Below are 22927 nucleotides of genomic sequence, written 5' to 3' on the forward strand. Positions count from 1 at the left end.
GGTCAAATCGGTCTGGATCAAATTTATTGCTAAAAGTCTACGTGCCAGCCACGTCTATGTAAACTGTTTTCCTTCATTTCCCTGCAAGAGATTGAGCAGGCTGCGGTGAAGTGCCGCTGCTTGCAGAGGTTTATGCAGGATCAGCAACTGCGGCAGGCTGCTGCTCACCGTGGTGTCGCCGGTAATGAGCAAGGCAGGAATTTCTTCATTGAAAAAATCACGCAGTTTTTCAATGACTTCGACACCAGTTTCATTGGTTGCCAGATGATAATCACAAATCAGCGCGTCCGGAATCTGTGTTGCATCTTTCATTTTTTCAAGCGCCGCTGCACAACTGGTGGCGGCCGCGACCTGACAGCCCCATTGTGTCAACAGGCTTTGGGTGGCATGCAAAATCGTTTCATCATCATCAACGATGACGACAGCAATGTTACGCAACAAGGCGCTATATTCTATATCGGCCTGATTATTGCTGGTGCTGTCTTCATGGATGGCAGCCAGTTGCAAAGACAGGGCGAAGCAGGTGCCATACCCCAGTTCAGACTGTACCGTAATCGGTATGGCCAGCAAATCTGTGAGGCGTTTAACAATAGCCAGACCCAGTCCCATACCCTTGTTGCCATCTTTTTTCAGGGTTCCTACCTGGAAAAATTCTTCAAATACGGTTTCTTGCTGGTGCTCGGAAATACCAATACCTGTATCACTGACCGCCACGCGCAAGCGCCCTTCCACCTCGCGACAATTGATGGCAACGCTGCCCGCCGGGGTATAGCGTATGGCGTTGGCGATCAGATTGCGCAGTATCTGCTCCAACAAACCGGCATCGCTATTGACCCAGGCCTGACATTCGCCAATGCTGAAACCCAGTCCCTTGGCATGCGCCTGCAAGCTGAACTCAAGTTCTAGCTTTTTCAGTATCAATGCCAACGGAAATTCGACCAGATCCGGTTCTACCACGCGCGCATCCAGCCGTGACAAATCCAGCAGGGACAAAAACATGGCATCCATGGTACCAGCACATTTTTGCACCTTGTGTAACAGGTTGCGCGATGCGCTTGACAATTCTTCACTGGACAAAGCTTGCAGGTAGAGATTCAGCGCATGCATGGGCTGACGCAAGTCATGGCTGGCCACGGCCAGAAAACGCGTCAATTCACTTTGGTGTTCGAGTTGCTGCCGGTTGGCCTGTGCCAGCACACCCACGGCCTGCTCAAGTTCGGCGGTCTTTTGTTCGACCAGGCTTTTGTGCATGGCAATTTCTGATGTGCGCCGCATGACCTGTTGTTCAAGCCTCAGCTTCTGACGTATCAACTGGCGCAGGCGATAGCGATAAATGCCCCAGAAAACCAGCATGATCAGCAGCAGCCCCGCTATGCGGAACCACCAGGTCTTCCAGTAAGGTGGGGTGATCGTGATCGTCAGCGATGACCCTTCTTCGTTCCACACACCATCCTTGTTGGCCGCCTTGACACGAAACACATATTCACCAGGGTCGAGGTTGGTATAAGTGGCGAAACGGCGTTTGGCGTCGGTATATACCCAGTCCTTGTCAAAACCCTGCAATTGATAGGCAAACTGGTTGCGCTCGGTATCGGCAAAATGCGGGGCGGCGAATTCCAGCGAAAATACTGAATGGGCATAGGACAGGGTAATGGCCCTGGCGTCCTGTATCTGTTCTTGCAGCGTAAAGCCAGCGACGCTTTTACCAGCCTGCACGACCTGGTTAAAGATCTGTAGTTCAGTAATCAGTACCTGTGGCGGCACGGGATTATCATGAATATCGAGCGGATCAAAAGCACTTAAACCGCTCAGCCCGCCAAAATACAATTGCCCCTTGCTGTCGCGCAAACAAGACCCGGTGTAGTAACCACCATCGACCAGGCCATCTTTACCGGTATAGTATTTCATCTGCCCATTGGCGGGGTCAAAGCGGGCAATACCGGCATCCGTGCTGAGCCAGAGTTTGCCGCCCGCCCCTTCAAGTATGCAATCGACAGCTGCATTGGTGACATAATTTTTGAACTTCAACTGCGCATCATTGGTTTCTTGCATGCGGCTCAGACCAGCACTGCTGCCTAACCAGATCACCCGCTTGCTGTCCTGAAAAATGGTAGTGACAAAATCACTCAGCAAACTGGCGGGGTCACTGGCACTACGCTGAAAATGCCGGAAAGCCATGCGTTGCCGGTCAAGCAAGTCGATACCGCCCAGGGTTGCCAGCCACAGGCGGCCCTGATTGTCTTCCTCCGCGGCCATGACAGTATCATGGGCGATACTGGTGTCATCCTGATCGCTATGTCGAAAATTATGCAGCTCATTGCTGGCCGGGTCCAGCCGCAGCAAACCACGGGTGTTGCCTGCCCACAGTATGCCGGCACGATCCTGAAAAATGCCGTTTATCTGATGGGTAGCTACCTCATCGGGATTGGGTTTGCGTGCTATGAATTTGTTACGCACCGGGTCGATATAGCCTAAGGCCGTTTCAGTACCTATCCACAATTTTCGGTCCCTGGCCTGAAACATGCCCAGCACATTTTTGCCACTGACACCATAATTGGCACTGACATTACTGGCTTCACCGGTGACCGGGTCCAGCAAATTCAGGCCGCCGCCAAAAGTACCGAGCAAGAGTTTGCCGTTGCCAGCCTCCACAATGCCGGTCACTTTTGACATGCTCAGGCTGTCCGCCTCGCTAGGTACTTGCAGGTAACGTTTAAACGCACTGCCAAGCAAATCAACATGGCTGGTGCCGCTGGTCCAATAACCTATCCACAGGCTGCCACTGCGATCCTGGAACAGGGTTTCCACCTGGTCATCGGCAAGGCTGTTGCGGTCACCATCTTCGCGCTTGAAATGCTGCACTTGCCTGGTATTGCCATCAAAGCGCAGGACGCCACTATTGTTGACAGCTATCCACAGGCTGCCACCACTGTCCTGGAGTATTTTCTTGACAGACTGTTCCTGCAATTTTTCTGGTAAGGCGAAGCGTTCATACTGCGCCCACGGCTTGCGGTGATCCCAGAACAAAAGTCCCTTGCGCATGCCTATCCACAAGTTTTGCTGCTTATCGATGAAAATATCATTGACGGCATTATTCTTCTTGTCAGCCTTGGGGTCGCTGTCTATCTTGAAATGGATAAATTCTTTTTCACCTTGCGCCAGGTAATCAAGACCCTCTTCAGTGCCTACCCACAAATTACCCTGGGCGTCACGCGCCAGGGTATTGACGCGGTCATGCGCCAGGCTGGCTGGCCGGTTTTTTTCATGATGCCAGACCTGTATTTTTCCGTCACTGGCATCAATATGCTTAAGGCCATTTTCAGTAGCGATCCACAAACCATTCTTGCCATCTTCCACCAGGGCGTAGATGTTGCGCTTGTCGGCAACCTGCGGCACTTGGTCGGTAACCAGAAAACGTTGAAAATTGTTTTTGCGACGATCATATAAATGCAGACCACTGCTCGCCGTCGCCACCCACAGCCTGTCGCGCGAATCGACATAAATTTCCCTGACCCAGTCACTATTGAGGCTGCGTGGATCGTCAGGGTCGTTTTTATAAGTGGTGAAACGATAACCATCAAAACGTATCAGGCCGGCCTGCCCGCCAAACCACATATTGCCCTGCCGGTCCTGGGCGATAGTCTGCACTGATTGCGTAGGCAAACCCTGGTCGATGCCCAGATGTTCAAAGCGCATGGTGCGCAAGGCCGCAGCGTGACTGAAGGCGGGCATCAATGACAGGGCCAGCATCAGGATCAGCACGCAACAGCTCAGACCAGACCGGCTTAAATGGCGACGCACAATCAGCATCCGTTCCTCAAAGTAACGATACAAATAGCGCGATTTTACCGCCCTATCTCATCAGGTAGTCAAATCGCGATGCTTGTGCCTGCATGACAAGACAAAAGTGTGCCTTGGCTGAGGTGGTCAGCCTGCCATTACGCAGTCAAGGCGCGGCCAGCACAGCGAAAGCGGCCCGCTTGAAATGGCACTGACGGATTTCATCGACAGGAGCAAGATGCGTTTGCCAGGTAATCTGGGCAAGCCAGGTCAGGCTGAGAATATAGGCCGTTTGCGCACTGGCGTGACCTATACAAAGGTATGTGCGCCAGCTGGTCTAGCGGTGCAGCAGGGAAGTCGTCAGATGTTCCAGCCAGTTGATCAGGCTGGCTGGCAGCTGCAAATTGCTCAAGAGATTGTCTTCCAGCCGCAGATACAGGCATTGCCAGAAAAAACTGCTCTTGTCGGTGGCCAGGCATTGCATGGAATTCTCAAGTCGTAACATTTCTGTCCCGGCATCGGGAAACTGCAACATCACACCAGCGATCACGAAACCCAGTACAAATATCAATGCACGCATGATAGGGAATAATAAAATGAGATCAGGTTTTAAATCGTAGTATTCGCCACGGCAACGCTGCCGTGTCCAGTTTTCATCATTGAATCAGACTGATCGGCCAGCTGGGAAGACGGCATGAAACTGCATCAGTTGATTCCATCGCCAGCGCAAAATAACCAGGGTAATCACACTGACACCTGCACACAGCAACCAGGTCGAGGCCAGCACATATTCCGCATATTGCGCATGCAGGAAACTTAACGCGCCACCCAGCAACACGGGCTGAAAGAAAGCCAGGAAATTATCACTCGAGTATTGTGTCTTCAATCTGGCATAGTTCCTCAGATAAAAAATACTCAGGGGCAGCATGCTGAAGCAGGCGATTATGCCATTTTCAGTCAGCAAGGGGCTGACGTCTGCCAGATGCAAAGTGCCAACAACGATCAATAACACCATCAGCCACAGGCCGAAAAACTGTCGCAGCAAGAATGCACATTGCAAGCGTGTTTGCGTCGCTGGCCCTGGTATTCTGGCTGCCAGGCTGAGCAGACCCTGCTCCACACTGGTCTGATAGACGGCACCGCGCACCACAGCAGTATGTATCACCGGCAGCATGATAAAGGAGACGACAAATACCATATAGGTAAGAATGCTACTGCCGGGTTTTACGTCACCTGATTTTTGCAGAAAGAAATGGAAGTAGGCAACTACGCCAGTGGCCATCACGGCTACTGACAAGAAACTGCCCAGCCAGAGTGCCTGCTCGCCAAATATATACGGCATCAGTCTGGTCGCTTCACCAGCCGCGCCACCGACTTGCCTTAGACGGCGATTAAAAAAGAACTGGTAGGGATTCAAGATTTTCATGGAAAACTGATTCGCTTGTCCACCACGGCCATCCATCGCGCTTTGCAACAAAAGCACATTCTTATGGCGCTTGAAATGACGGTCGCCATGTACCTGCAAGGCCCAGTAAGTCGTTGCTGCCGTCAACAACAGACCACCCAGTGTCAGCCAGGCAGGATGGTGCAGGGTTCGCACATCAATCGAAAGCGCGGCACTGCCACCCCACAAGGGTAACTGACTGATCACTACCAGCACCAGGATTGCCCATTTGCTGCGTATGGTACTGACGTAAGACAATATGGCAAGCACGCCAAAAAACCATATCTGGTAAATACCCTGATAATGATCAAAATACAGGGACGCCATCAGCATCACTACCTGAAACATCAGCACGGGCAAGGCCAGTGCCCAGCGCATCGCGGGTTTCAAGCCGGGCACCAGGTTGGCATTGGCGGGAGAAAACTGTGTGGCGATACTGGGAACCAGCAGCGTGAACCAGAATGCCAGTGTCGCCACCAATGCAAAAGCCAGCCCCAATGCCAGGGCAAGAAGTAATGGCTGCCAGCCAGGTGCATCGCCGCCTACTTTCATCAGCAAGATGGCCGTTGGTAATAACGCCAGCAAAAGCAGCAGTACCAATGTCACTTTCTGGTTGGCGGCATTTTTGCGCGCATACACAGGTTGCATCCATATCGAAATGATCTGTTTCATTTTTTATCCTTGTCGAGACCAACTGCTTTCATTTTGAGTACACTGACTATGCTCACTATGCTCATTGCGTCATCTCTATGAATAAATCTTCCAGACTCAGTTTTTCGGCACGCACATCGCGGCGCGCTTGCAGTTGCGCAAATTGTTCAGCACTGAACTGGGCAAGCACAGAGCTTTCACTGGCGCCATGCTTTACCGGACGTAACAGTTTTGGAGTTTGCAATTGCGCCAGGGCCTGCGCTGTACCGGTGACGCGCACGGTGTCGTCCATCATTTCATCGAGCGCCTGCTGGTGCACGATGCGGCCACCGTTAAGGAAGGCGACATTCATCGCCACCCGCTCAAGATCAGACAGGATATGGGTAGAAAACACGACCGTGGTCTGCTTTTCAATGACCCCATCGATCAGTTCACGCAAGAAATCACGGCGCCCTGCCGGGTCAAGGCTTGATACCGGCTCATCAAGTATCAGCAACTCTGGTTCATGTGCAAGGGAGCGGATGATGGACAGGCGCTGTTTTTGCCCTACCGACAGTTTGCTGATGACTTTGTCGAAAGGCAGATCCCATGCCTGCATCAGGCTATTGACCTTGGCTTCATTCCAGCGTGGGTATAGCTGACGGAAGTAAGCCAATAACTGCCTTGCGGTCAGCCATTCAAACAGGTCGCTGCGTTGTGGCACATAGCCGATTCTGGCTCTGGTCTGTTCGCTCAGTTGAGTGACAACATCACCATATAACTGCAAGTCACCGCTGTCGACATCGCGCAAACCCAGCAGGCATTCGATCAGGGTCGATTTACCTGCCCCGTTGCGACCCAGCAGGCCAACAATACTGCCGGGCTCGATTTGCCAATCGAGTTGTTGCAAGACTTTTTGCTGTTCAAAGGCTTTGTTCAAACCACGGATTTGTACTGGCGCTTGCATACTCATTTTCCTTTAAGAATACTGGTCAGCAGTGCGATCACTGCCTTGGGTTCTAATTCCAGCTGGCTGGCTTCGGTGGCGATGCGTTCGAGGCCGGGGCGTAATAATTCCAGTCTCGCCTCCACATCTGCACTGCCACTGGCCTGCGCTGCCACCACCATGCCAAGGCCACGCCGGCGTGTCAGCAAAGCCTCGGCTTCGAGCATGCTGTAGGCCTTGGAAACCGTCATGGGGTTGACGCCCAATGCCGTTGCGACTTCACGCACCGACGGCATGGCATCACCTGGCTGTATCTGCCCACCTGCCAGCAGACGGCGCATCTGCTCTATCAACTGGCGGTAGATGGGTTCGCTGGTACCAGTGGCAACCCGGAACAGGTCGGCACTTAATTGCCGTTCTCTGGGTTCTGGCGGCGTCACGATTTAATCTCTCTGTTCATACTGTCATCCTTGCTGGTTAGCACATACTCTGGTCTGACTGATACACCTTCATGTTCACCAATACACCTAATTCACGTGTATTAATATAGTAATACACTAAACCGACAATTTCAAGAATATTTTTTCATCTGCCATTCATCTGCCATTTTGTCTGGCTAAGGAGAATGAATGGAAGAGACAAAAACCGCACAGGCAATAAAGTGCCAGCTACCTATCGCAGCACGACAGTGGCTGACAGGCTAAAATAAGCGACATGCGCCAAGCAGATATCAGATAAAAAAGCCAGCCATCACTAAGCCTACACACGCAAACCCATGTCCAGTTTCAATACCGCCAGCCTGACCGCCGCACAGATTTTATTGACACGTCGCCGCCAGGCTGAACGCGGCCCTGCCCTGCCTGAACATTGTCGCCCTCACGATCTGGAGGCAGCCTTTGCCATTCAGTGCGCAGTCAGCAAACTGAATGGCGAACCCATCGCTGGCTGGAAATGCGGCTTGCCAGGTGATGGAAAATGGGTCGTCGCCCCGATATATGCCAATGCCTGCCATGAACAATCACCCCAAACTGCACCAAAAAATTACCCGCTGCATGCTTATGCAGGACAACATGGGCAGGTCAGGATAGAACCTGAACTGGCCTTCATCATTGCGCGTAACCTGTCTGCCAGGGCTGAGCCTTATACACCTGCAGAAGTTGATGCGGCAGTTGACGGCACCAGGCTGGCACTGGAAATAATTGATACCCGTTATGAGGATGCAGCACACATCCCTTTCATCGATCACCTGGCTGATGGCCTGTTCAACCATGGCATGGTCCTCGGGCCTGAAGTCGATAGCGATGCAGCATTGGCGGCCAGTCATCTGAAGATAACCATCAAGACCGAGAATGGCAAGGCTGACCGGTACAATGGCGTGCACCCGACGGGCAACCCGCGTCTGCCACTTTACTGGCTGGCAGAATTTTTACGCAGTCGCGGCATGGGCCTGCAAGCGGGGCAAGCCGTCATCACCGGCTCATACGCAGGCAGCCCGGATGTGGCCATAGATACCGACCTGAACATACAGTTCGGCGAACTGGGCAACCTGCATGTGCATTTTAAGCAGATGAAATGAAGCAGCCTGGCGACGACAGGACGGACAGCGTCGCGGGTCACTTTCGCCCGCGCATTACCCTGCAAACCCTGCACCGTGGCGATGGCTTGCTGGGCATGAAACCCAGCGGTGATTTTGGCCCACGCGGTGGCAGTGTCACGGTGGTGGAAATCGACTGGCTGTATCACACCGACAATGGCTTGCGCTGGCAAACACCTGCGCCTACGGCCTTGCTAAACCGCCGTCCGCATTCCACGCATTTGCTGCATGATGCGGCGGGCAAACCCTACACCCTGTTGCGTGACCTCGGTGCTGAAGCGGATGCACTTGATAAAGTCTGGGATATCCATCTGCACCCCCTGCCCGCGAAAAGCCTGCAATGGCGCACCGAGGCCAACGCGGCAAACTTTGGCCCGTTGTGGAGCCTGGTACAGGAAGATTTCTTTGCCGATTTCTGGGCGGAACAATTACCACAGATGCAGGCCCTGGGCTGGCAAGTCGTGGTGCGCCCCGGCTTTGCGCATGAAAGCGTGCCGGTTGACGCATGGCACTTGATCATTGATGAGGCCAGCGGTGCGATAGTGGGCAAACAGGTAGCCAGCCGCATGCGCGGCCGGGCTGAAATCATATCGCCACTGGGCCTGCCTGCGCGCGAAGGTTCATGGTTGCTGAGCCTGGGCATAGAAATTGAAGGCCACATACTCGACCTGGTGCCCATGCTCGCCCATCTGCTGCAAAGGGATGCGCGCTGGCTCAATGCCAGCCAGATACGCAAGATCGACGACCTTGCCATCATCCAGTTGCGCGCACCCGGTGGCAAGCGCATTGATGCCATGGCTGCACCGCTGAAAGCCATCGTCATCCATATGCTCGATATGCTGACCGACCTGCGCCAGCCGGATGGCCCTGTCGTTTTGTCGGCATGGGAAAGCTACCGGCTTGATGCACTGCGCCTGAGCCTGCTTGACAGCCAGCCTGCACGCGCCGGCGAATTCGGTGGCTGGCAATTGCAGGGCGATGCTGGCCTGCGCAGCCTGGCGCAACGCCTGCAAACCATCGGCAGCCCGCGCCCGGTCGCTGCACCAGCCGGCCTGGGCGTGAGCTTGCGGCCTTATCAGTTGCATGGCGTGGCATGGCTGCAATACCTGCGTGAACAGCATCTGGCAGGCATACTGGCAGACGATATGGGCCTGGGTAAAACCGCGCAGGCACTCGCCCATCTGCTGATAGAAAAGCAGGCTGGCAGGCTGGATAAACCGGCACTGATCGTGTTGCCGACTTCGCTGATTTTCAACTGGCAGGCAGAAACCCTGCGCATGGCACCTGCGTTGCGTGTGCTGACCTTGCAGGGGCCGGAACGCGCCGACCTGTTTGCGCGAATCGCGCAGGCCGATGTGGTGTTGACGACTTACCCCCTGCTGTGGCGCGATATTGCCGCACTGACTACGCAGGAGTTTCATCTGCTGATACTGGATGAAGCGCAGACCGTCAAGAATGCCGCCAGCCGCAGTGCGGATGCGGTGCGCCAGATACGCGCGCGGCATCGCCTATGCATTACCGGCACACCGCTGGAAAACAATCTGGGTGAATTGTGGACGCAGTTTGATTTTCTGATGCCGGGTTTTCTGGGTGATATGCGCAGTTTCAGCCGTCTGTGGCGCAAGCCTATCGAAGTCAATGGCGAAACCCTGCGTGCGCAATTATTGGCGCAACGTGTCCGCCCTTTCATTTTGCGCAGGCGCAAGGATGAAGTGGCGAGCGAATTGCCGCCCAGGACAGAAGTCATCAAACGCCTCAACCTGCAAGGCCGGCAGCGTGAATTATATGAAAGCGTGCGCGTCGCGGCTGATGAACAGGTGCGACGCATCTTGCAACGCAAGGGTTTTGACGGTGGCCAGATCACCATCCTGGATGCCTTGCTGAAACTGCGCCAAGTCTGCTGTGACCCGCGTTTGCTCAAAGGAGAACAGACACCGGACGATATGGAGCGTGCCAAACTGTCCCTGCTATGCGACATGCTGCCCGCCCTGGTGGCAGAAGGCCGTCGTGTGCTGGTGTTTTCGCAATTCACTGAAATGCTGGAACTGATTGCCGAAGCACTCGATGAACTGGAACTGCCTTATTTAAGCCTGACCGGCAAGACCCCGCCTGCCCGGCGTGGCGAAGTGGTGGCGCAATTCCAGGGCCAGCAGGTACCTGTCATGCTGATCAGCCTGAAAGCCGGTGGCGTTGGCCTGAACCTGACTGCGGCCGATACCGTCATCCACATGGACCCGTGGTGGAATCCAGCCGTGGAAGAACAGGCCACCGCACGCGCCCACCGCATAGGCCAGCAACAGGCAGTTTTCGTTTATAAGCTGGTGATAGAAGGCAGCATAGAAGAACGCATACTGGGCTTGCAGGCGCGCAAGGGCGCACTGGCTGAAGGCGTGCTTGGCACGGACGCGGCTTTCGCCCCCAAATTCAGCGCCGAAGATTTACAGGCCTTGCTGGCCCCCTTGACTGCCGTCATATCGACGTAAACATCTTATGTGCTGGTTGCCGCTTAGCGCACAAAGCGGCAACAAGTCGTAATGCGAAAATTATCAAACATTGAATATATTTCAATAATATCCCGATTTTTCATTGACAAAAAAACACATTTGGCACATCTTAAGATGAATTTTTTGCTGTTGTAGCATTGTTATTGCGCAATGTTGCCAAGAGGAAATAATATAGACTGTGCTGAGCTCCGCTGACTGAACTTCGCCTGGCAATGACATCTCACTCCACCGCCACGCGCACTTGAGAAGGCATTATTAAAGTCCGACCATTCGCGCTCTATGATGACTACGCCACGCAATCGTTACATCTTGTTTGTGACAGGGTTTTATCTGTTGTTTTCGCTGGCATGGATTTTCCTGTCTGATAATCTGCTGGCGAGCATTACGGATATGGAATCCATTACCTGGGCATCAAAAGCCAAGGGCATGTTTTTTGTAGTCATGACGAGTGCACTGTTCTTTTTTGCCCTGCGTGCGGTCCCCCTCAGGTTTGGAGAGACGCAACCTCCTCTGGGCAGCGCCTTGCTCGAAGCCTTTCAGCCGCAAACCCAGGCACGCTGGTTGCTGTATTTTTTTTCCATTACCCTCTCACTGGCGGTCTTGTTTCTGCGGCAGGTCATGGCACCGGGCTTCAATGAACGCCCTTTACTCATCATGTTCATGCTGCCCATCGTGCTTAGCGCCTTGGTGGGCGGTCTGGGCCCTGGCCTGCTATCTACCAGTTTGTCTGCCATGGGGCTGGCGTATTTTGTCTTCCCGCCGCTGCACAGTCTGGAGATGAAATCGAATCAGGATATTTTTCAACTGGGCTTTCTGATTGTCAACGGGATTGCCGTCAGCCTGATGACAGAAGCCCTGCACCGCTCACTGCAAAAAATACAGGTCAACCGTAACTTGCTGGATGCTGTGGTATTTGGTACGTCGGACGCCGTATTCGCCAAAGATTTGTCGGGGCGCTACATCCTGGCCAACGATGCGGCAGCAAGATTTGTCAATACCTCAGTAGAGCAGATGATAGGCAAGGACGATTTTGCCCTGTTCCCTCGTGATTCAGCCAGGCTGATTGTAGAAAGCGATCATGTCGTCATCACCAGTGGCCGCACCCAGACACGTGACGAAAGCCTGACCCTGCTTGATGGCAGCACACTGGTGTTCATGGTGACCAAGGGCCCGCTGTTTGACAAGAACGGCAAGATCAGGGGCCTGTTTGGTATTTCGCGCGATATTACCGAACGCAAGCAAGCAGAAGCCCTGCTCAAAGAAAGCGAAGCGGCCATGAAAGTGGCGCAACGCTCCGCCGCAGTAGGCAGTTGGGAATGGGATATGCGCAGCGATGTGCACATCTGGTCGGAAGAAATCTACCTCATCTATGGACGTGACCCGGCGTTACCGGCGGCTGTTTACCCAGAGGTGCAGCAATATTTTACGGTCGAGTCATGGAACAAACTGGCATTGGCTGTAGAGGATGCCATCAATCACAGAATACCCTATACCTGCGATGCCGAAGTAGTCAGGCCCGATGGCAGCCATCGCTGGATCATCGCCCGTGGAGAAGCGCTGGCAGATGCCAGCGGTACACTGTTCAAGCTGCATGGCAGCGTGCAGGATATTACCGAACGCAAGATGGTTGCCATGCAGTTGCAGGCCAGCGAAGAGCGCCTGAAAATGGCCATGGAAGCAACCAGCGATGGTTTGTGGGACTGGGATCTGGTCAACGACCATATCTATCGTTCGCCCCATTATTTTGAGCTGGTCGGGTATTCACCTGAAGACGATACGCATGATTTTGAGTTTTTCAAACGCATGGTGCACCCCGCTGACCTCGACCGCGTGGTACAAAATATAGACCATCACAAGCGGGGTATGACGGCAGGCATAGACTTTGAATACCGTCACCGCACCAGTGCAGGTGAGTTGCAGTGGATGCGTTCAAAAGGGCGGGTTGTCAGCAGGGACGCTGAGGGCAAGGCATTGAGAATGGTCGGCACGATTTCAGACATCACCCAGAAAAAACTGACTGAGGCTGCCCTGAAAGATCATGAACAAAGGCTGGAGAGGGTCATGCAGGGGTCTGATCTTGGCTATTGGGACTGGGACCTGCCAAGCAATGTGTTCCAGGTCAGCGCCCGCTGGGAAACCATGCTGGGTTATGAGCCCGGTGAGATGCAGGTCGCACCAGAACATTGGGCAGGCTATATTCACCCGGAAGACCTGAAGCTGGCAACGGTGTCACTGGACAGGCACCTGGCTGGTGAGACACCCATCCATGAACTGGAACTGCGGATACGTGCCAAATCAGGCGAATGGCGCTGGATCAGGACACGCGGGGCCATCGTCGCCTGGGATGAAGAAGGCAACCCCCTGATCATGTCGGGCACGCATACCGACGTCAATGAGCGCAAGCGCATGGAGCTGGCACAACGCGAGGCGGCCACGGTGTTTACCAGCAGCTATGAAGGCATCATGGTGGTTAACCCCAAAGGTGACATCACCAAGATCAATCCGGCGTTTACCCGCATCACGGGTTATAGCGAAGAAGAAATCTGCGGCAAACCCACCAGCCTGTTGTCGTCGGGGCGTCACAGTGCGGCGTATTATGCCGATATGTGGAATACCGTTATCAAGAATGATTACTGGCGCGGTGAGATCTGGAACCGTCGCAAGAATGGGGAAATCTATGCTGAGCTGCTGTCGATTTCATCGGTGCGCGATGCCGGTGGTGAAATACAATATTACATAGGCATTTTTACAGATATCAGTGAGCTCAAAGCGCATGAGGCAGAGCTGGACCGTATCACACACTATGACCCGCTGACTGGCGCGCCCAACCGCCGCCTGCTGGCCGACCGGCTGCGCCAGGCCATCAACCGCGCGAACCGCACAGGCAAGACCCTGGCAGTCTGCTTTCTTGACCTGGATGGTTTCAAGGAAATCAACGACCAGTATGGCCACCAGGCAGGTGACCAGCTGCTGGTGGGTGTGACGGCAAACCTGAAGCATGTCTTGCGTGCCGACGATACCCTGGCACGCCTTGGCGGTGACGAATTTTCCCTGCTGTTATCTGACATCACCTCAGCCGAAGAAAGTGCACTGATACTTGATCGCATACTTGCCGGTCTCAGTACGCCTGTCAGCCTGGGTGAACATATGGTCAGCATTTCAGCCAGCATCGGTGTGAGCCTTTATCCCGATGATAATGTCGATGCCGACACCTTGCTGCGTCATGCAGACCATGCGATGTATCTCGCCAAGGAGGCTGGCAAGAACCGTTACCATCTGTTTGACCCTGAGAGTGACCGCAAGGCGCAGCAGCGCCGGGCGATACTGGAACGCCTTGCCCTCGCGCTGACGCAGGAAGAATTTGTGCTCTACTACCAGCCCAAGGTCGATTTGATCAGCGGCGATATTATCGGTGCTGAGGCACTGATACGCTGGCAACATCCTGAACGGGGCCTGTTATCGCCTGCCGAATTTTTACCGTATATCTATGGCAGCAAACTGGAAAAGCCTTTAGGCGAATGGGTCATCAAAGCCGCCTTGCAGCAGGCCAATAACTGGCAACTGCGCGGCATGTCCTTGCGCATCAGTGCCAATGTCAGCGCCCGCCATTTATTGCTGCCTGACTTTTACGACTACCTGCAAACAACATTACGGGCGCATCCCAACCTGCCTGCAAATAATTTTGAACTGGAGGTACTGGAGACTGCGGCCATCGCCGATATGGAACAGGCTGTCACCATCCTGAATCGTTGCCGCCGGCTGGGTGTACATTTTGCACTCGACGATTTTGGTACGGGCTATTCATCGCTGACTTACCTGCGTAAACTGCCGGTAGATACCCTGAAGATAGACCAGAGCTTTGTGCGTGACATGCTCAATGACAGTGAAGACCTGGGGATAGTGGAAGGTGTGATACGACTGGCGGCGGCATTTGACCGCCAGGTCATCGCAGAAGGAGTGGAGACCATGGAACATGGTGCCAAGTTGCTGGAACTGGGTTGCCGCCTGGCCCAGGGCTATGGCATCGCCCGCCCCATGCCGGCAGCGCAGTTCATGGATTGGTCAGCCACGTGGAAGAAAGAAGGACGCTGGCGCGATCTGCGCCCCAAGCTGGTACTGCAAATATTGCATTGACAATGTGAGCCGGGCTGAGGCCATGCAGCCAGAGCGTTCAGGTCAGTCTGTACTCGTCGCCCTGGATGAAGACCTCAAAGGCAGGCAACATCACTTCTTGCGAAATACCAGATCCCATACACCATGACCAAGGCGCAGGCCACGGTTTTCAAATTTGGTCACCGGACGGTAATCCGGCCGTGGCGCATAGCCCTCTGCCGTGTTTTCCAGCGCAGGTTCAGCGCTTAACACTTCCAGCATCTGTACGGCATATTCTTCCCAGTCTGTGGCGCAATGCAAATAACCGCCCGGTGCCAGGCGGGAAGCCAGCAAGGTCACCAGCGGCCCCTGTATCAGGCGACGCTTGTTGTGACGTGCCTTGTGCCATGGGTCAGGAAAGAACACGTGTACGCCATGCAGGGACGCCGGCGCGATCATATGTGTGAGCACTTCAAAGGCATCATGCTGGATGATGCGCTGGTTTTGCAAACCCATTTCATCCGTCAGCTTCAACAGACTGCCCACGCCTGGCGTATGCACTTCTACCCCGATGAAATTCTTCTCAGGCATGCTGGCAGAAATCCTGGCACTGGTTTCACCCATGCCAAAACCAATTTCAAAGACTGTCGGTGCCTGCCGACCAAAAGCAGCGTCGACATCCAGTACTGCCTTTTGATACGGGATGCAAAACTGCGGCCCCACGGTATCTATAGCCCTTGCCTGCGCATCAGACAAACGCCCGGCGCGGGTGACAAAACTACGGATGCGGCGTTCAGTAGGGTCGTAAAACAGCGGTTTAATACCGTCAGCAGGTTTGGAATCAGACATACGGAAATGATAGAAAATAGGAAGAAGGTCTGAGGCGCGGGACAGTGCATCAAAATCATGCTCATGTGGTCAATGTGAACATTCATATCAACCATGCAAGACGCGCACAGCCAGTGCAGGCCCGCAAAACGCGTATTTTAACAGAAGCGCCGGGCAAGAAGAAATCTGGCATTTTTGGCATGAAGACAGGCCAGCCCCAGCCCCGCATAACGACCTTCAGCAAAATTTCAGTCTACGACGAGATCTGAACATTGAAAGTAATAAAGCGCGATTTGCAGCAAAGCGAATCGCAAAGTTTCAGTAGACTGATCAATCTATGAAAAAATCGATATCAACAAACCTGTATTCCCCATTCTCCAATTTTCCAAAATTAAACCATCTTGTATATACAAAAGTGTTATCGGCAATTGCGCTGTAACATTGCACAAATTTTTCATTGCTTGGATGTGGCCGAGATACGCATCTTTCAACAGATACATCAGAAATACTTTTCACAACGAGTGGCAACTTTCTAAAATCTGTCTTGGCATCCCAATCACTCTCTTTTAACAAGGCAATGCCTTTCGATTCAACAAAGGCGCGAATATTCAATGCAGCAGCTAGCGGCAGGTTTTTATCAATATAGAACCACCCTTTGCCAGGGTAGCGTTTACTGCGAAAATCAATTGGAGGGCATTGCTTGCTATTTCTGGATTTTGCGATAATTTTTTTCGTGTCAGAATCAAGAAATTTTACTGCTGCACCTTTCACTGAAACCAGCGCTTCATTGAAAACACAAATATCATCCCCGGTCATTTCTGGTTTGGTAATGACAAATGTTTTCGGATTACCATCGAGACACCGCACAAGCATTGCCCCCTTTTTTAAAGATATTGGCGCTTGGCGAATAGCCGTTGCGTCAAGCACTTGCTCAACAGCGTTCAGATTGCAATCGTAAGCGTCTACGGTGTAGATGGTGACCGGTATCATTATTTTTTCCATAACTCCCACCAACTGGGTGGTGATGGGGCCTTGTAATTGCGGTAATGATCTACCAAGATCTTGTATTCTTTAGCAGTGGGTCTCGGTGATCTTAAAATATCGGATGCATAAGACATGATGCCGGGTCTTTGCTCCGGGTTTATTTGCTTAAACTCCTCATGACCTAATCCCAAAGCATGCAAGATTTCATGTTCAGTTGTAGTGTAGTCGTGACTTCGAGGCAAAGATACAGTTAAACCATGCAAGACGCGTCCAGACATTGCAGGCCCGACTGGTTGGCTTGCAGATAGTTTGCAGCAATGCACTGCTTTCTGCCAGGACAAAACAGGTCTGTAGCCTGCGTCTAAACTTGACCTGATTGACTTTCACGCTGACAAATCCTGCGCCGATGCATATGTACAGGATTTGTTTTAACTGGCAAGAAATTTCGCCAGAAAATAAGATTTATCTCTTTTTGATCTCACAACAAAATTTTTCGCTTACTTCAGATAAATCTGGCACTGGTGTGCTCAGGATTTTTTCCGCTGCTTTCGCATTGCTTTTATTCTTCTGGCCTGGTGTCAACAACAGGCCCAGTTTATCCGTTTCGACTATGCCATACTCTGGTACACACACTGAGCCGCCGCAATCAGACTGAAACACAAGCATCGCCTTTCCAGATTTATTTTTCATGCACACCGCATCAAAATTACCTGCGCCAAGCGTAAACAATTTTTTCTTCTCTTTACCCTTTATGCCATAAAGATCAAATTTCGTCTCCAACGGCCCCCCTTCATTTTTCATCTGCACTTCGAATTTACTGTCACCACAAGTGGTCGTCACAGATTCGGCATAAGAAAAGCAGGCCATACTGAGCAAGACGAATGCAGTTACGAAATACTTACATCGATTGAACATAGCGTAACCCCTTCAGACAAAAATCGCGACCAACTCAGTACACCAAATTTTCAGGTATTAATCTACAAATTACGTCGCGATGTCGTTACATTTTTGAGGCCGTCGAGCCAAACCGCGTTGCCGCGGGCGCGAAAGCATTGAATATACTTATATCTTCAAGTATCAAAGATGTCTTTCTGCGTTCAACCGCAGGGTCAATTCCGCTAGAAAACGCACAAGCATGACCCCTTTTAGAGGGCAGGTGCTCTGCAAATGGCCTATGTTTCAAGAAGCTGTTCAATGGCATTGAGATTACAATCGTAGGCTTCTACGGTATAAACAGTGACCGGTATAATTATTTTTTCAGAGTCCCCACTAACTGCGCGGAGGCGCAATTTTATGCTGATTTTTGAGGATTCGCGTCTTCACTGCATTCGAATTTAAGCTGTTTCTCATTCACCACGTCTAAAAATACGCGCTGCAAGTGCCTAGGTGTCGTCGCACAATTTACGGTTGCAGAAGTCTCTACCCAGCAATCGAGCTTACCTGTCATCATTGAAAAACAATAGAGTTCATCTCGCGTATCTTCATCTATCAATGAAATGGCAAGCTGGTTTTTAGCAAATTTAAGGGAATTCCCTACTGATTTCAGTTTCAGATTTTCGGTCAATTCAGCCCGTTGCGCCTCATCCACAGCTAGAGAATATTTCAGATAAGGCTGGTGGCCTTCAGAAACAACACGATTACTGAGAATGACGTACAGCAGAATAGCGGCTCCCAGGACAACGGGGGTACCTATAAACCATAGCAAGGGCACGACGACATTATCTTTTATTTTTCCCATAAATTTTTTCACTTTCAAAAATTTTTATTGCCGCCCTTTGATGGCACGGCAAATGAACCGATCGCATTCCTTTTTACTGGACTTTCTCTTATTTTGTCAAATCATCCATTCTCTTCACAAAATCTGCTCGGGCAGCAGGTTTTTCAATTTTTTCGTAGAGGCGCCATATTGACGGAAATTTCGATGCGGCATATTCGCTGGCAGATTTAGATGTTGATTGCAATTGTTCGGCCATTTTAGGTCCTAATCTTTGCGGTGTTTTGACAAACCTTCCGGACATCATGTTCCACAATTCATCACCCGTCGCAACCGTTTTTTGCTGTGCTTCAGTCATGCCATTTCTTTTGGCTATATATTCCAGTGCATTGTCTGGCAAGTAATCTGCCTCATCGTTTTTTCCTTGAATAGCACGGTATAGATTGGTCGCATTCATGCCGAAATCACCAATATTTTTTGCTACCGTTGCGCCACCAAATGCTGCAAGTGGAACGCCCGCTATCTTTGTAAGTACCGGCTCTGGCGCAGCGACAAGGGCACCTCCCAGAGCGGTCATCGCACCGCCCTCTATGGCACCTACAGTACTTCCGAGCATGCCAATCGCAGATTTTGCTCCCTTTGTCCATGGGCTGACAGCTACCGGCAATCTGACCACGTCATCAGGATAGCGGCTATCAATGAGGTAGCGTTTTATATTGTCTTTGGCAGATATGACGTTCTGGTAAGTGGGGTCTGCAAGCATCTCGGCACGGGTACCGTTCAAAGAGCGCCATCTGTCCATTTCCTGCATTTGTTGCTGCTTGTTCCTGTCCTGCCTGATTTGCGCATCCCTCGCCATAAAATCGTTTAACTGTGGCGGACTGACATCGACCCCATGCAAAATATCCAGACTTGGGCTCCTGATCAGCTGATTGACAGGTAAGTCATGCGCGCTACGCAAGTCATTTAATTTGGCGAATTGTATTAACTCACCCGGGCTTGGGGCATAGCCGTAATTTTTTTTGAACAACGCCGTCATCGTATCATCAGGCTGGCTGACGTCGCGGCCATCGAAATCACCTGCCCGATAACTGGCTTTTTCTGAGCGCAAAAATGCAGATTTTCCATTGTCATCCAATCCATCACCAATGTCAGATTGATCTGCCCCTCTACGCGCCAGCATTTCGCCAAATGAAGGGATGTCCGGGCTGTCATCGCTATCATTGCTGGCCTGCGAGAAATAAGGCGGCAGACCAGATCTGCGGGCACCGTCATAGTCTTCGGATGTCACCCCGTTTAAACTATCATCGTTTGCATAATCCGATGTATCGATGTCATAAAGTACGCCATCCGGGCCGATGATGCTTCTGTAATTTGGCATGTTTTTCCTTTTGTTTTAAAATTTGATATTGCGTTTTCGGTTGCGCACTTAAGTTGACGATATTTTTAGACTCACATAAGCGCTTGGTGTCAGCTGTTTTCAGCTGGTCTATATTGAAAGTTCGGCAGAACAAATCGACGGGCGAAAAAAAACCCGCAAATGCGGGTTTGTACGTCTACTAGCTGAATTGATCCTGTAAGTTTGATCCACCTTCCATTTCCTGGCGAAGGCGGCCACTCGGCCATGCGATCCCTCAAATCCCAGTTCTTTCAGATCGAGATGAAGCTGCTTTAAACTTCGTCGCTGCTTACGATTTTTACCAGCTTCGGCTCTAAGCCAGCTTGAAAGCTGTAATGCATATTTATCGATGGCGCTTGTTGTTTGTCGATCCGCATAGGCTGGCTCTGTGACTTCAGAGCGCAGAAAGCGTCGCGCGGATAGCGCCGGACAGTGTTGCGGGAGATGCCCAGTCGTCTGGCGATCTCGCGTAATGGAACCTGGTCACGAATGTTCCAGCGTCGAATAATACCTAGTAATGCCACGTCAATCACTCCTGCTCCCTACTCATCAAGATAAGTAGGATTGTGTGATAAACGTGGGTCACAATAGATGCAAATTATTGCCCGCACTCCAGTGGGTCAATTTTCAGTGCAAATCAACACAGTAAACGACTATTGTCGCTTACTTGGACGTTAGACGCATTGCTTCGATTTTATCAACCCAAGTCATGATCTCGTCACGTACGGGAAAACTCCCATCGATAAAACCTGGACGCAATTCTTCCAAAAATTGAAAGCTTCCGTCACCGTCAAGTCTATGGAAATTATTGATTGTGCCACTTAAAGCAGCATCTATATGCAAAAATCGCCACCAAACCGGCGGCCAGAAATGATCGTTTAACAGAGGTTCGATTATTTCCAAATCTGAATTTATCCACTTAATTGGAACCCACTTATCTTCATTCCCAAGGCTTAACAAATATGACTTCAAAGATCTAAGCTCATTGATGATCGGGACTATTGCCAGCAATCTTCTATCCAATTTTATTTGCTCCATGGAGTTGGATGGGAAGAAATTTCTGAACGTGGAATCACATTCCTGGAATCAGGTACATAAATTTGATAGCCGCCACCGGGTTGTAACCAACCATATCGAAATTTGGATCCCAAAATTGATTTTTCTGTATGCTGGCCCCTTATGGCCTGAGGAGCGGCTTCTCCACCCCATGCCCATCCGCCTTTAGGCGTCCAACTCCCTTCTACTGTACCATCATTACCCCACTCGCTCAATATTGCATATTTATTCCGCCATTTTCCCAAACTCCGAGGAGGTGGCTCTGTAGCCCAATACGCACCAACAGGAGAAGTCCTCACATTGTCAGATACGCGATACAGTGTTTTTCCACCTATATAAGCGGGCTGTGCAGAATTGAAATTCGGCGTTTGACTCGAAGGAAGAAGTTCCAACAATCCTCCTGGACTGACCATAGGATTTATTGTTTCAATTTCAGGACGTACTTTGTAAAACCCCAATTCAGCTCCAGGTTCTGGCGCAAATTTGCGTTGAATTGCCTTATTTGTAGCAAACCCTGCAGCAACACCCCCGGCATCTTCTGCTGCATCCCCCCACCTCCCATCAATAGCCGCACTAGCCATATCGTAACTTGTCAATCCAGTTCCTAATATCTGCCCCACGACAGGAATGCCAGTTGCAGAGCGCAATGCAACTTCACCCTTACCCATCCCTGCTTGATAATTTTTCCCCACAGCGCTCAACCATTTTGGCTCGTAACGGTCGCCCGAAGCCAATCCGACGACTGTCTGACCTAGATCAATTGTATTTGCGACTGGTTGCCAAACTGTATCCAGCAAACCATTCCCTACGCCTTTTACGAAGCGACGACTTAGATTTCCTGGAGTCGCCAGGTTTTCATTTGCACGCGATTTATCACCATCACTAATAAGCGAAGAGTTATCCGCTTGAGCATCGCAAATATCAGTATAAAGTCCAAGTCATGCAGCGTTTTCCCAACTTGGTCGACGATCGGCTGCTTCCATTGCCATCTGATAAAAAGGATCAACATCCTTCTTTGCTTGTGATGCATTCCACAGATAACCATTGGTCAATGGGTCACTTTGTGCTGCCTCTTTACGCTTCTGAACGAAGTAATCGTTCCCGGCCAAATAATCCTCGAACTGATCTGGTCTGACATCAATCTTATGCAGGCTTTCCAGGCGTGGGCTGTTTATCACTTGATCAATGGGTAAATCGTGCGTACTACGCAAGCCATTTAAATTGGCGAATTGTATTAATTCACCTGGACTAGGGGTATAACCATACCTCTTTTTGTACAGTCCGGTCATCGTGTCACCTGCCCGACTGACATCGCGACCATCGAAATCACCTGCCTGGTAGCTGGCTTTTTCTGAGCGCAAAAATGCGGATTTTCCATTGCCATCTGGTACATCGGTAATATCAGATTGATCTGCCCCTCTGCGCGCCAGCATTTCACCAAATGAGGGGATGTCTGAGCTGATATCAATATCATTGCCAGCTTGTGAGAAATAGGGCAGCAAGTCAGCGCTTCGACTGCCATCATAGTTTTCGGACGTCACGCTGTTTACATCATCATCGTCTGAATAATCCGACGCATCGACATCATAAAATACGCCATCCGGGCCGATGATGCTTCTGTAATTTGGCATGTTTTTCCTTTTGTTTTAAAATTTGATATTGCGTTTTCAATTGCGCACTTAAGCTGACGATATTTTTAGACTCACAGAAATGCCTGGTGCCAGTTGTTTTCAATGGGATATATTGCGCGTTCGGCGGAACAAATCGACGGGCGAAAAAAAACCCGCAAATGCGGGCTCTTACTTCTTCTCGAATGGATAGACCAGTCTCATCTTTTCAGTTGAGGGATATTAAAACTGGCGTCATGGCTCCAATAATTTTCCATCGTTTTCAGTCGTATAGCCATTCACAGTCAGAATTTTACTGACACGCTATTCGCACCTGACATTCCAGCGC

At 51.3% G+C, this 22927-nt stretch carries 17 protein-coding genes; 3 read left to right on the forward strand and 14 right to left on the reverse strand.

The features are described 5' to 3' along the window. Nucleotides 1-54: 54 nt before the first annotated feature. From ACO0LH_RS00830 to ACO0LH_RS00850, 5 genes are all read right to left on the reverse strand, one after another. Nucleotides 55-3801, reverse strand: coding sequence for a two-component regulator propeller domain-containing protein (locus ACO0LH_RS00830; protein ID WP_422939139.1), 3747 nt, complete (start codon nt 3799-3801; stop codon nt 55-57). Nucleotides 3802-4117: 316 nt separating this feature from the next. Beyond that, nucleotides 4118-4360 (reverse strand): hypothetical protein, encoded by a 243-nt coding sequence (locus ACO0LH_RS00835; protein ID WP_422939140.1) that lies wholly within the window; start codon nt 4358-4360, stop codon nt 4118-4120. 84 nt (nt 4361-4444) lie between these two features. After that, nucleotides 4445-5896, reverse strand: coding sequence for a hypothetical protein (locus tag ACO0LH_RS00840; RefSeq protein WP_422939141.1), 1452 nt, complete (start codon nt 5894-5896; stop codon nt 4445-4447). 61 nt (nt 5897-5957) lie between these two features. Beyond that, nucleotides 5958-6821 (reverse strand): ABC transporter ATP-binding protein, encoded by an 864-nt coding sequence (locus ACO0LH_RS00845; RefSeq protein WP_422939142.1) that lies wholly within the window; start codon nt 6819-6821, stop codon nt 5958-5960. Between the two features lie 2 nt (nt 6822-6823). After that, nucleotides 6824-7240 carry a GntR family transcriptional regulator gene (locus ACO0LH_RS00850; RefSeq protein ID WP_422939143.1) on the reverse strand — a complete coding sequence of 139 codons (417 nt, stop codon included), beginning with the start codon at nt 7238-7240 and terminating at the stop codon, nt 6824-6826. A 335-nt stretch (nt 7241-7575) separates the two neighbouring features. Between ACO0LH_RS00850 and ACO0LH_RS00855 the strand changes: the two genes are divergently transcribed. The 3 genes from ACO0LH_RS00855 to ACO0LH_RS00865 all read left to right on the forward strand — a co-directional run bounded on the left by ACO0LH_RS00855 (nt 7576) and on the right by ACO0LH_RS00865 (nt 15032). Beyond that, on the forward strand, nt 7576-8376 hold the full coding sequence (locus ACO0LH_RS00855) for a 2-keto-4-pentenoate hydratase (protein WP_422939144.1): 801 nt from the start codon (nt 7576-7578) through the stop codon (nt 8374-8376). Next, nucleotides 8373-10877 (forward strand): DEAD/DEAH box helicase, encoded by a 2505-nt coding sequence (locus tag ACO0LH_RS00860; RefSeq protein ID WP_422939145.1) that lies wholly within the window; start codon nt 8373-8375, stop codon nt 10875-10877. The genes ACO0LH_RS00855 and ACO0LH_RS00860 overlap by 4 nt, the downstream gene beginning before the upstream one ends. Nucleotides 10878-11180: 303 nt before the next feature. Next, entirely contained in the window at nt 11181-15032 is a 3852-nt protein-coding gene (locus tag ACO0LH_RS00865) for an EAL domain-containing protein (protein WP_422939146.1), read from the forward strand. Nucleotides 15033-15122: 90 nt separating this feature from the next. On the opposite strand, the gene trmB is transcribed toward ACO0LH_RS00865, so the two are convergent. From trmB to ACO0LH_RS00910, 9 genes are all read right to left on the reverse strand, one after another. Then, complete coding sequence (gene trmB / locus ACO0LH_RS00870) at nt 15123-15839, reverse strand: tRNA (guanosine(46)-N7)-methyltransferase TrmB (RefSeq protein ID WP_422939147.1); 717 nt, start codon at nt 15837-15839, stop codon at nt 15123-15125. Nucleotides 15840-16148: 309 nt separating this feature from the next. Further along, nucleotides 16149-16820 carry a hypothetical protein gene (locus tag ACO0LH_RS00875; RefSeq protein ID WP_422939148.1) on the reverse strand — a complete coding sequence of 224 codons (672 nt, stop codon included), beginning with the start codon at nt 16818-16820 and terminating at the stop codon, nt 16149-16151. 444 nt (nt 16821-17264) lie between these two features. After that, nucleotides 17265-17717, reverse strand: coding sequence for a hypothetical protein (locus tag ACO0LH_RS00880; protein ID WP_422939149.1), 453 nt, complete (start codon nt 17715-17717; stop codon nt 17265-17267). A gap of 376 nt (nt 17718-18093) precedes the next feature. Beyond that, nucleotides 18094-18540, reverse strand: coding sequence for a hypothetical protein (locus tag ACO0LH_RS00885; protein ID WP_422939150.1), 447 nt, complete (start codon nt 18538-18540; stop codon nt 18094-18096). Nucleotides 18541-18628: 88 nt separating this feature from the next. After that, the gene (locus ACO0LH_RS00890; RefSeq protein WP_422939151.1) at nt 18629-19897 is read right to left on the reverse strand and encodes a hypothetical protein; all 1269 of its coding nucleotides are present in this window, start codon (nt 19895-19897) and stop codon (nt 18629-18631) included. A gap of 290 nt (nt 19898-20187) precedes the next feature. Beyond that, a complete protein-coding gene (locus ACO0LH_RS00895) occupies nt 20188-20439 on the reverse strand; it encodes a sigma factor-like helix-turn-helix DNA-binding protein (protein WP_422939152.1) in 252 nt (83 codons plus the stop codon). A 139-nt stretch (nt 20440-20578) separates the two neighbouring features. Then, on the reverse strand, nt 20579-20953 hold the full coding sequence (locus ACO0LH_RS00900; protein WP_422939153.1) for a hypothetical protein: 375 nt from the start codon (nt 20951-20953) through the stop codon (nt 20579-20581). Then, nucleotides 20941-21768 (reverse strand): hypothetical protein, encoded by an 828-nt coding sequence (locus tag ACO0LH_RS00905; protein WP_422939154.1) that lies wholly within the window; start codon nt 21766-21768, stop codon nt 20941-20943. The genes ACO0LH_RS00900 and ACO0LH_RS00905 overlap by 13 nt, the downstream gene beginning before the upstream one ends. Nucleotides 21769-21909: 141 nt before the next feature. Then, a complete protein-coding gene (locus ACO0LH_RS00910) occupies nt 21910-22602 on the reverse strand; it encodes a hypothetical protein (protein WP_422939155.1) in 693 nt (230 codons plus the stop codon). Nucleotides 22603-22927 lie beyond the last annotated feature (325 nt).

Origin of the sequence: Undibacterium sp. TJN19 (genome assembly GCF_049339485.1) — a bacterium.
Taxonomy (GTDB): Bacteria; Pseudomonadota; Gammaproteobacteria; order Burkholderiales; family Burkholderiaceae_D; genus Undibacterium.

What these genes read in the sequence shown, in the direction of transcription:
- ACO0LH_RS00835 (WP_422939140.1), bottom strand. Translation starts at nt 4,360, where the DNA reads ATGCGTGCATTGATATTTGTACTGGGTTTCGTGATCGCTGGTGTGATG.
- ACO0LH_RS00840 (WP_422939141.1), bottom strand. Translation starts at nt 5,896, where the DNA reads ATGAAACAGATCATTTCGATATGGATGCAACCTGTGTATGCGCGCAAA.
- ACO0LH_RS00845 (WP_422939142.1), bottom strand. Translation starts at nt 6,821, where the DNA reads ATGCAAGCGCCAGTACAAATCCGTGGTTTGAACAAAGCCTTTGAACAG.
- ACO0LH_RS00855 (WP_422939144.1), top strand. Translation starts at nt 7,576, where the DNA reads ATGTCCAGTTTCAATACCGCCAGCCTGACCGCCGCACAGATTTTATTG.
- ACO0LH_RS00860 (WP_422939145.1), top strand. Translation starts at nt 8,373, where the DNA reads ATGAAGCAGCCTGGCGACGACAGGACGGACAGCGTCGCGGGTCACTTT.
- ACO0LH_RS00865 (WP_422939146.1), top strand. Translation starts at nt 11,181, where the DNA reads ATGACTACGCCACGCAATCGTTACATCTTGTTTGTGACAGGGTTTTAT.
- trmB (WP_422939147.1), bottom strand. Translation starts at nt 15,839, where the DNA reads ATGTCTGATTCCAAACCTGCTGACGGTATTAAACCGCTGTTTTACGAC.
- ACO0LH_RS00875 (WP_422939148.1), bottom strand. Translation starts at nt 16,820, where the DNA reads ATGGAAAAAATAATGATACCGGTCACCATCTACACCGTAGACGCTTAC.
- ACO0LH_RS00880 (WP_422939149.1), bottom strand. Translation starts at nt 17,717, where the DNA reads ATGTTCAATCGATGTAAGTATTTCGTAACTGCATTCGTCTTGCTCAGT.
- ACO0LH_RS00885 (WP_422939150.1), bottom strand. Translation starts at nt 18,540, where the DNA reads ATGGGAAAAATAAAAGATAATGTCGTCGTGCCCTTGCTATGGTTTATA.
- ACO0LH_RS00890 (WP_422939151.1), bottom strand. Translation starts at nt 19,897, where the DNA reads ATGCCAAATTACAGAAGCATCATCGGCCCGGATGGCGTACTTTATGAC.
- ACO0LH_RS00900 (WP_422939153.1), bottom strand. Translation starts at nt 20,953, where the DNA reads ATGGAGCAAATAAAATTGGATAGAAGATTGCTGGCAATAGTCCCGATC.
- ACO0LH_RS00910 (WP_422939155.1), bottom strand. Translation starts at nt 22,602, where the DNA reads ATGCCAAATTACAGAAGCATCATCGGCCCGGATGGCGTATTTTATGAT.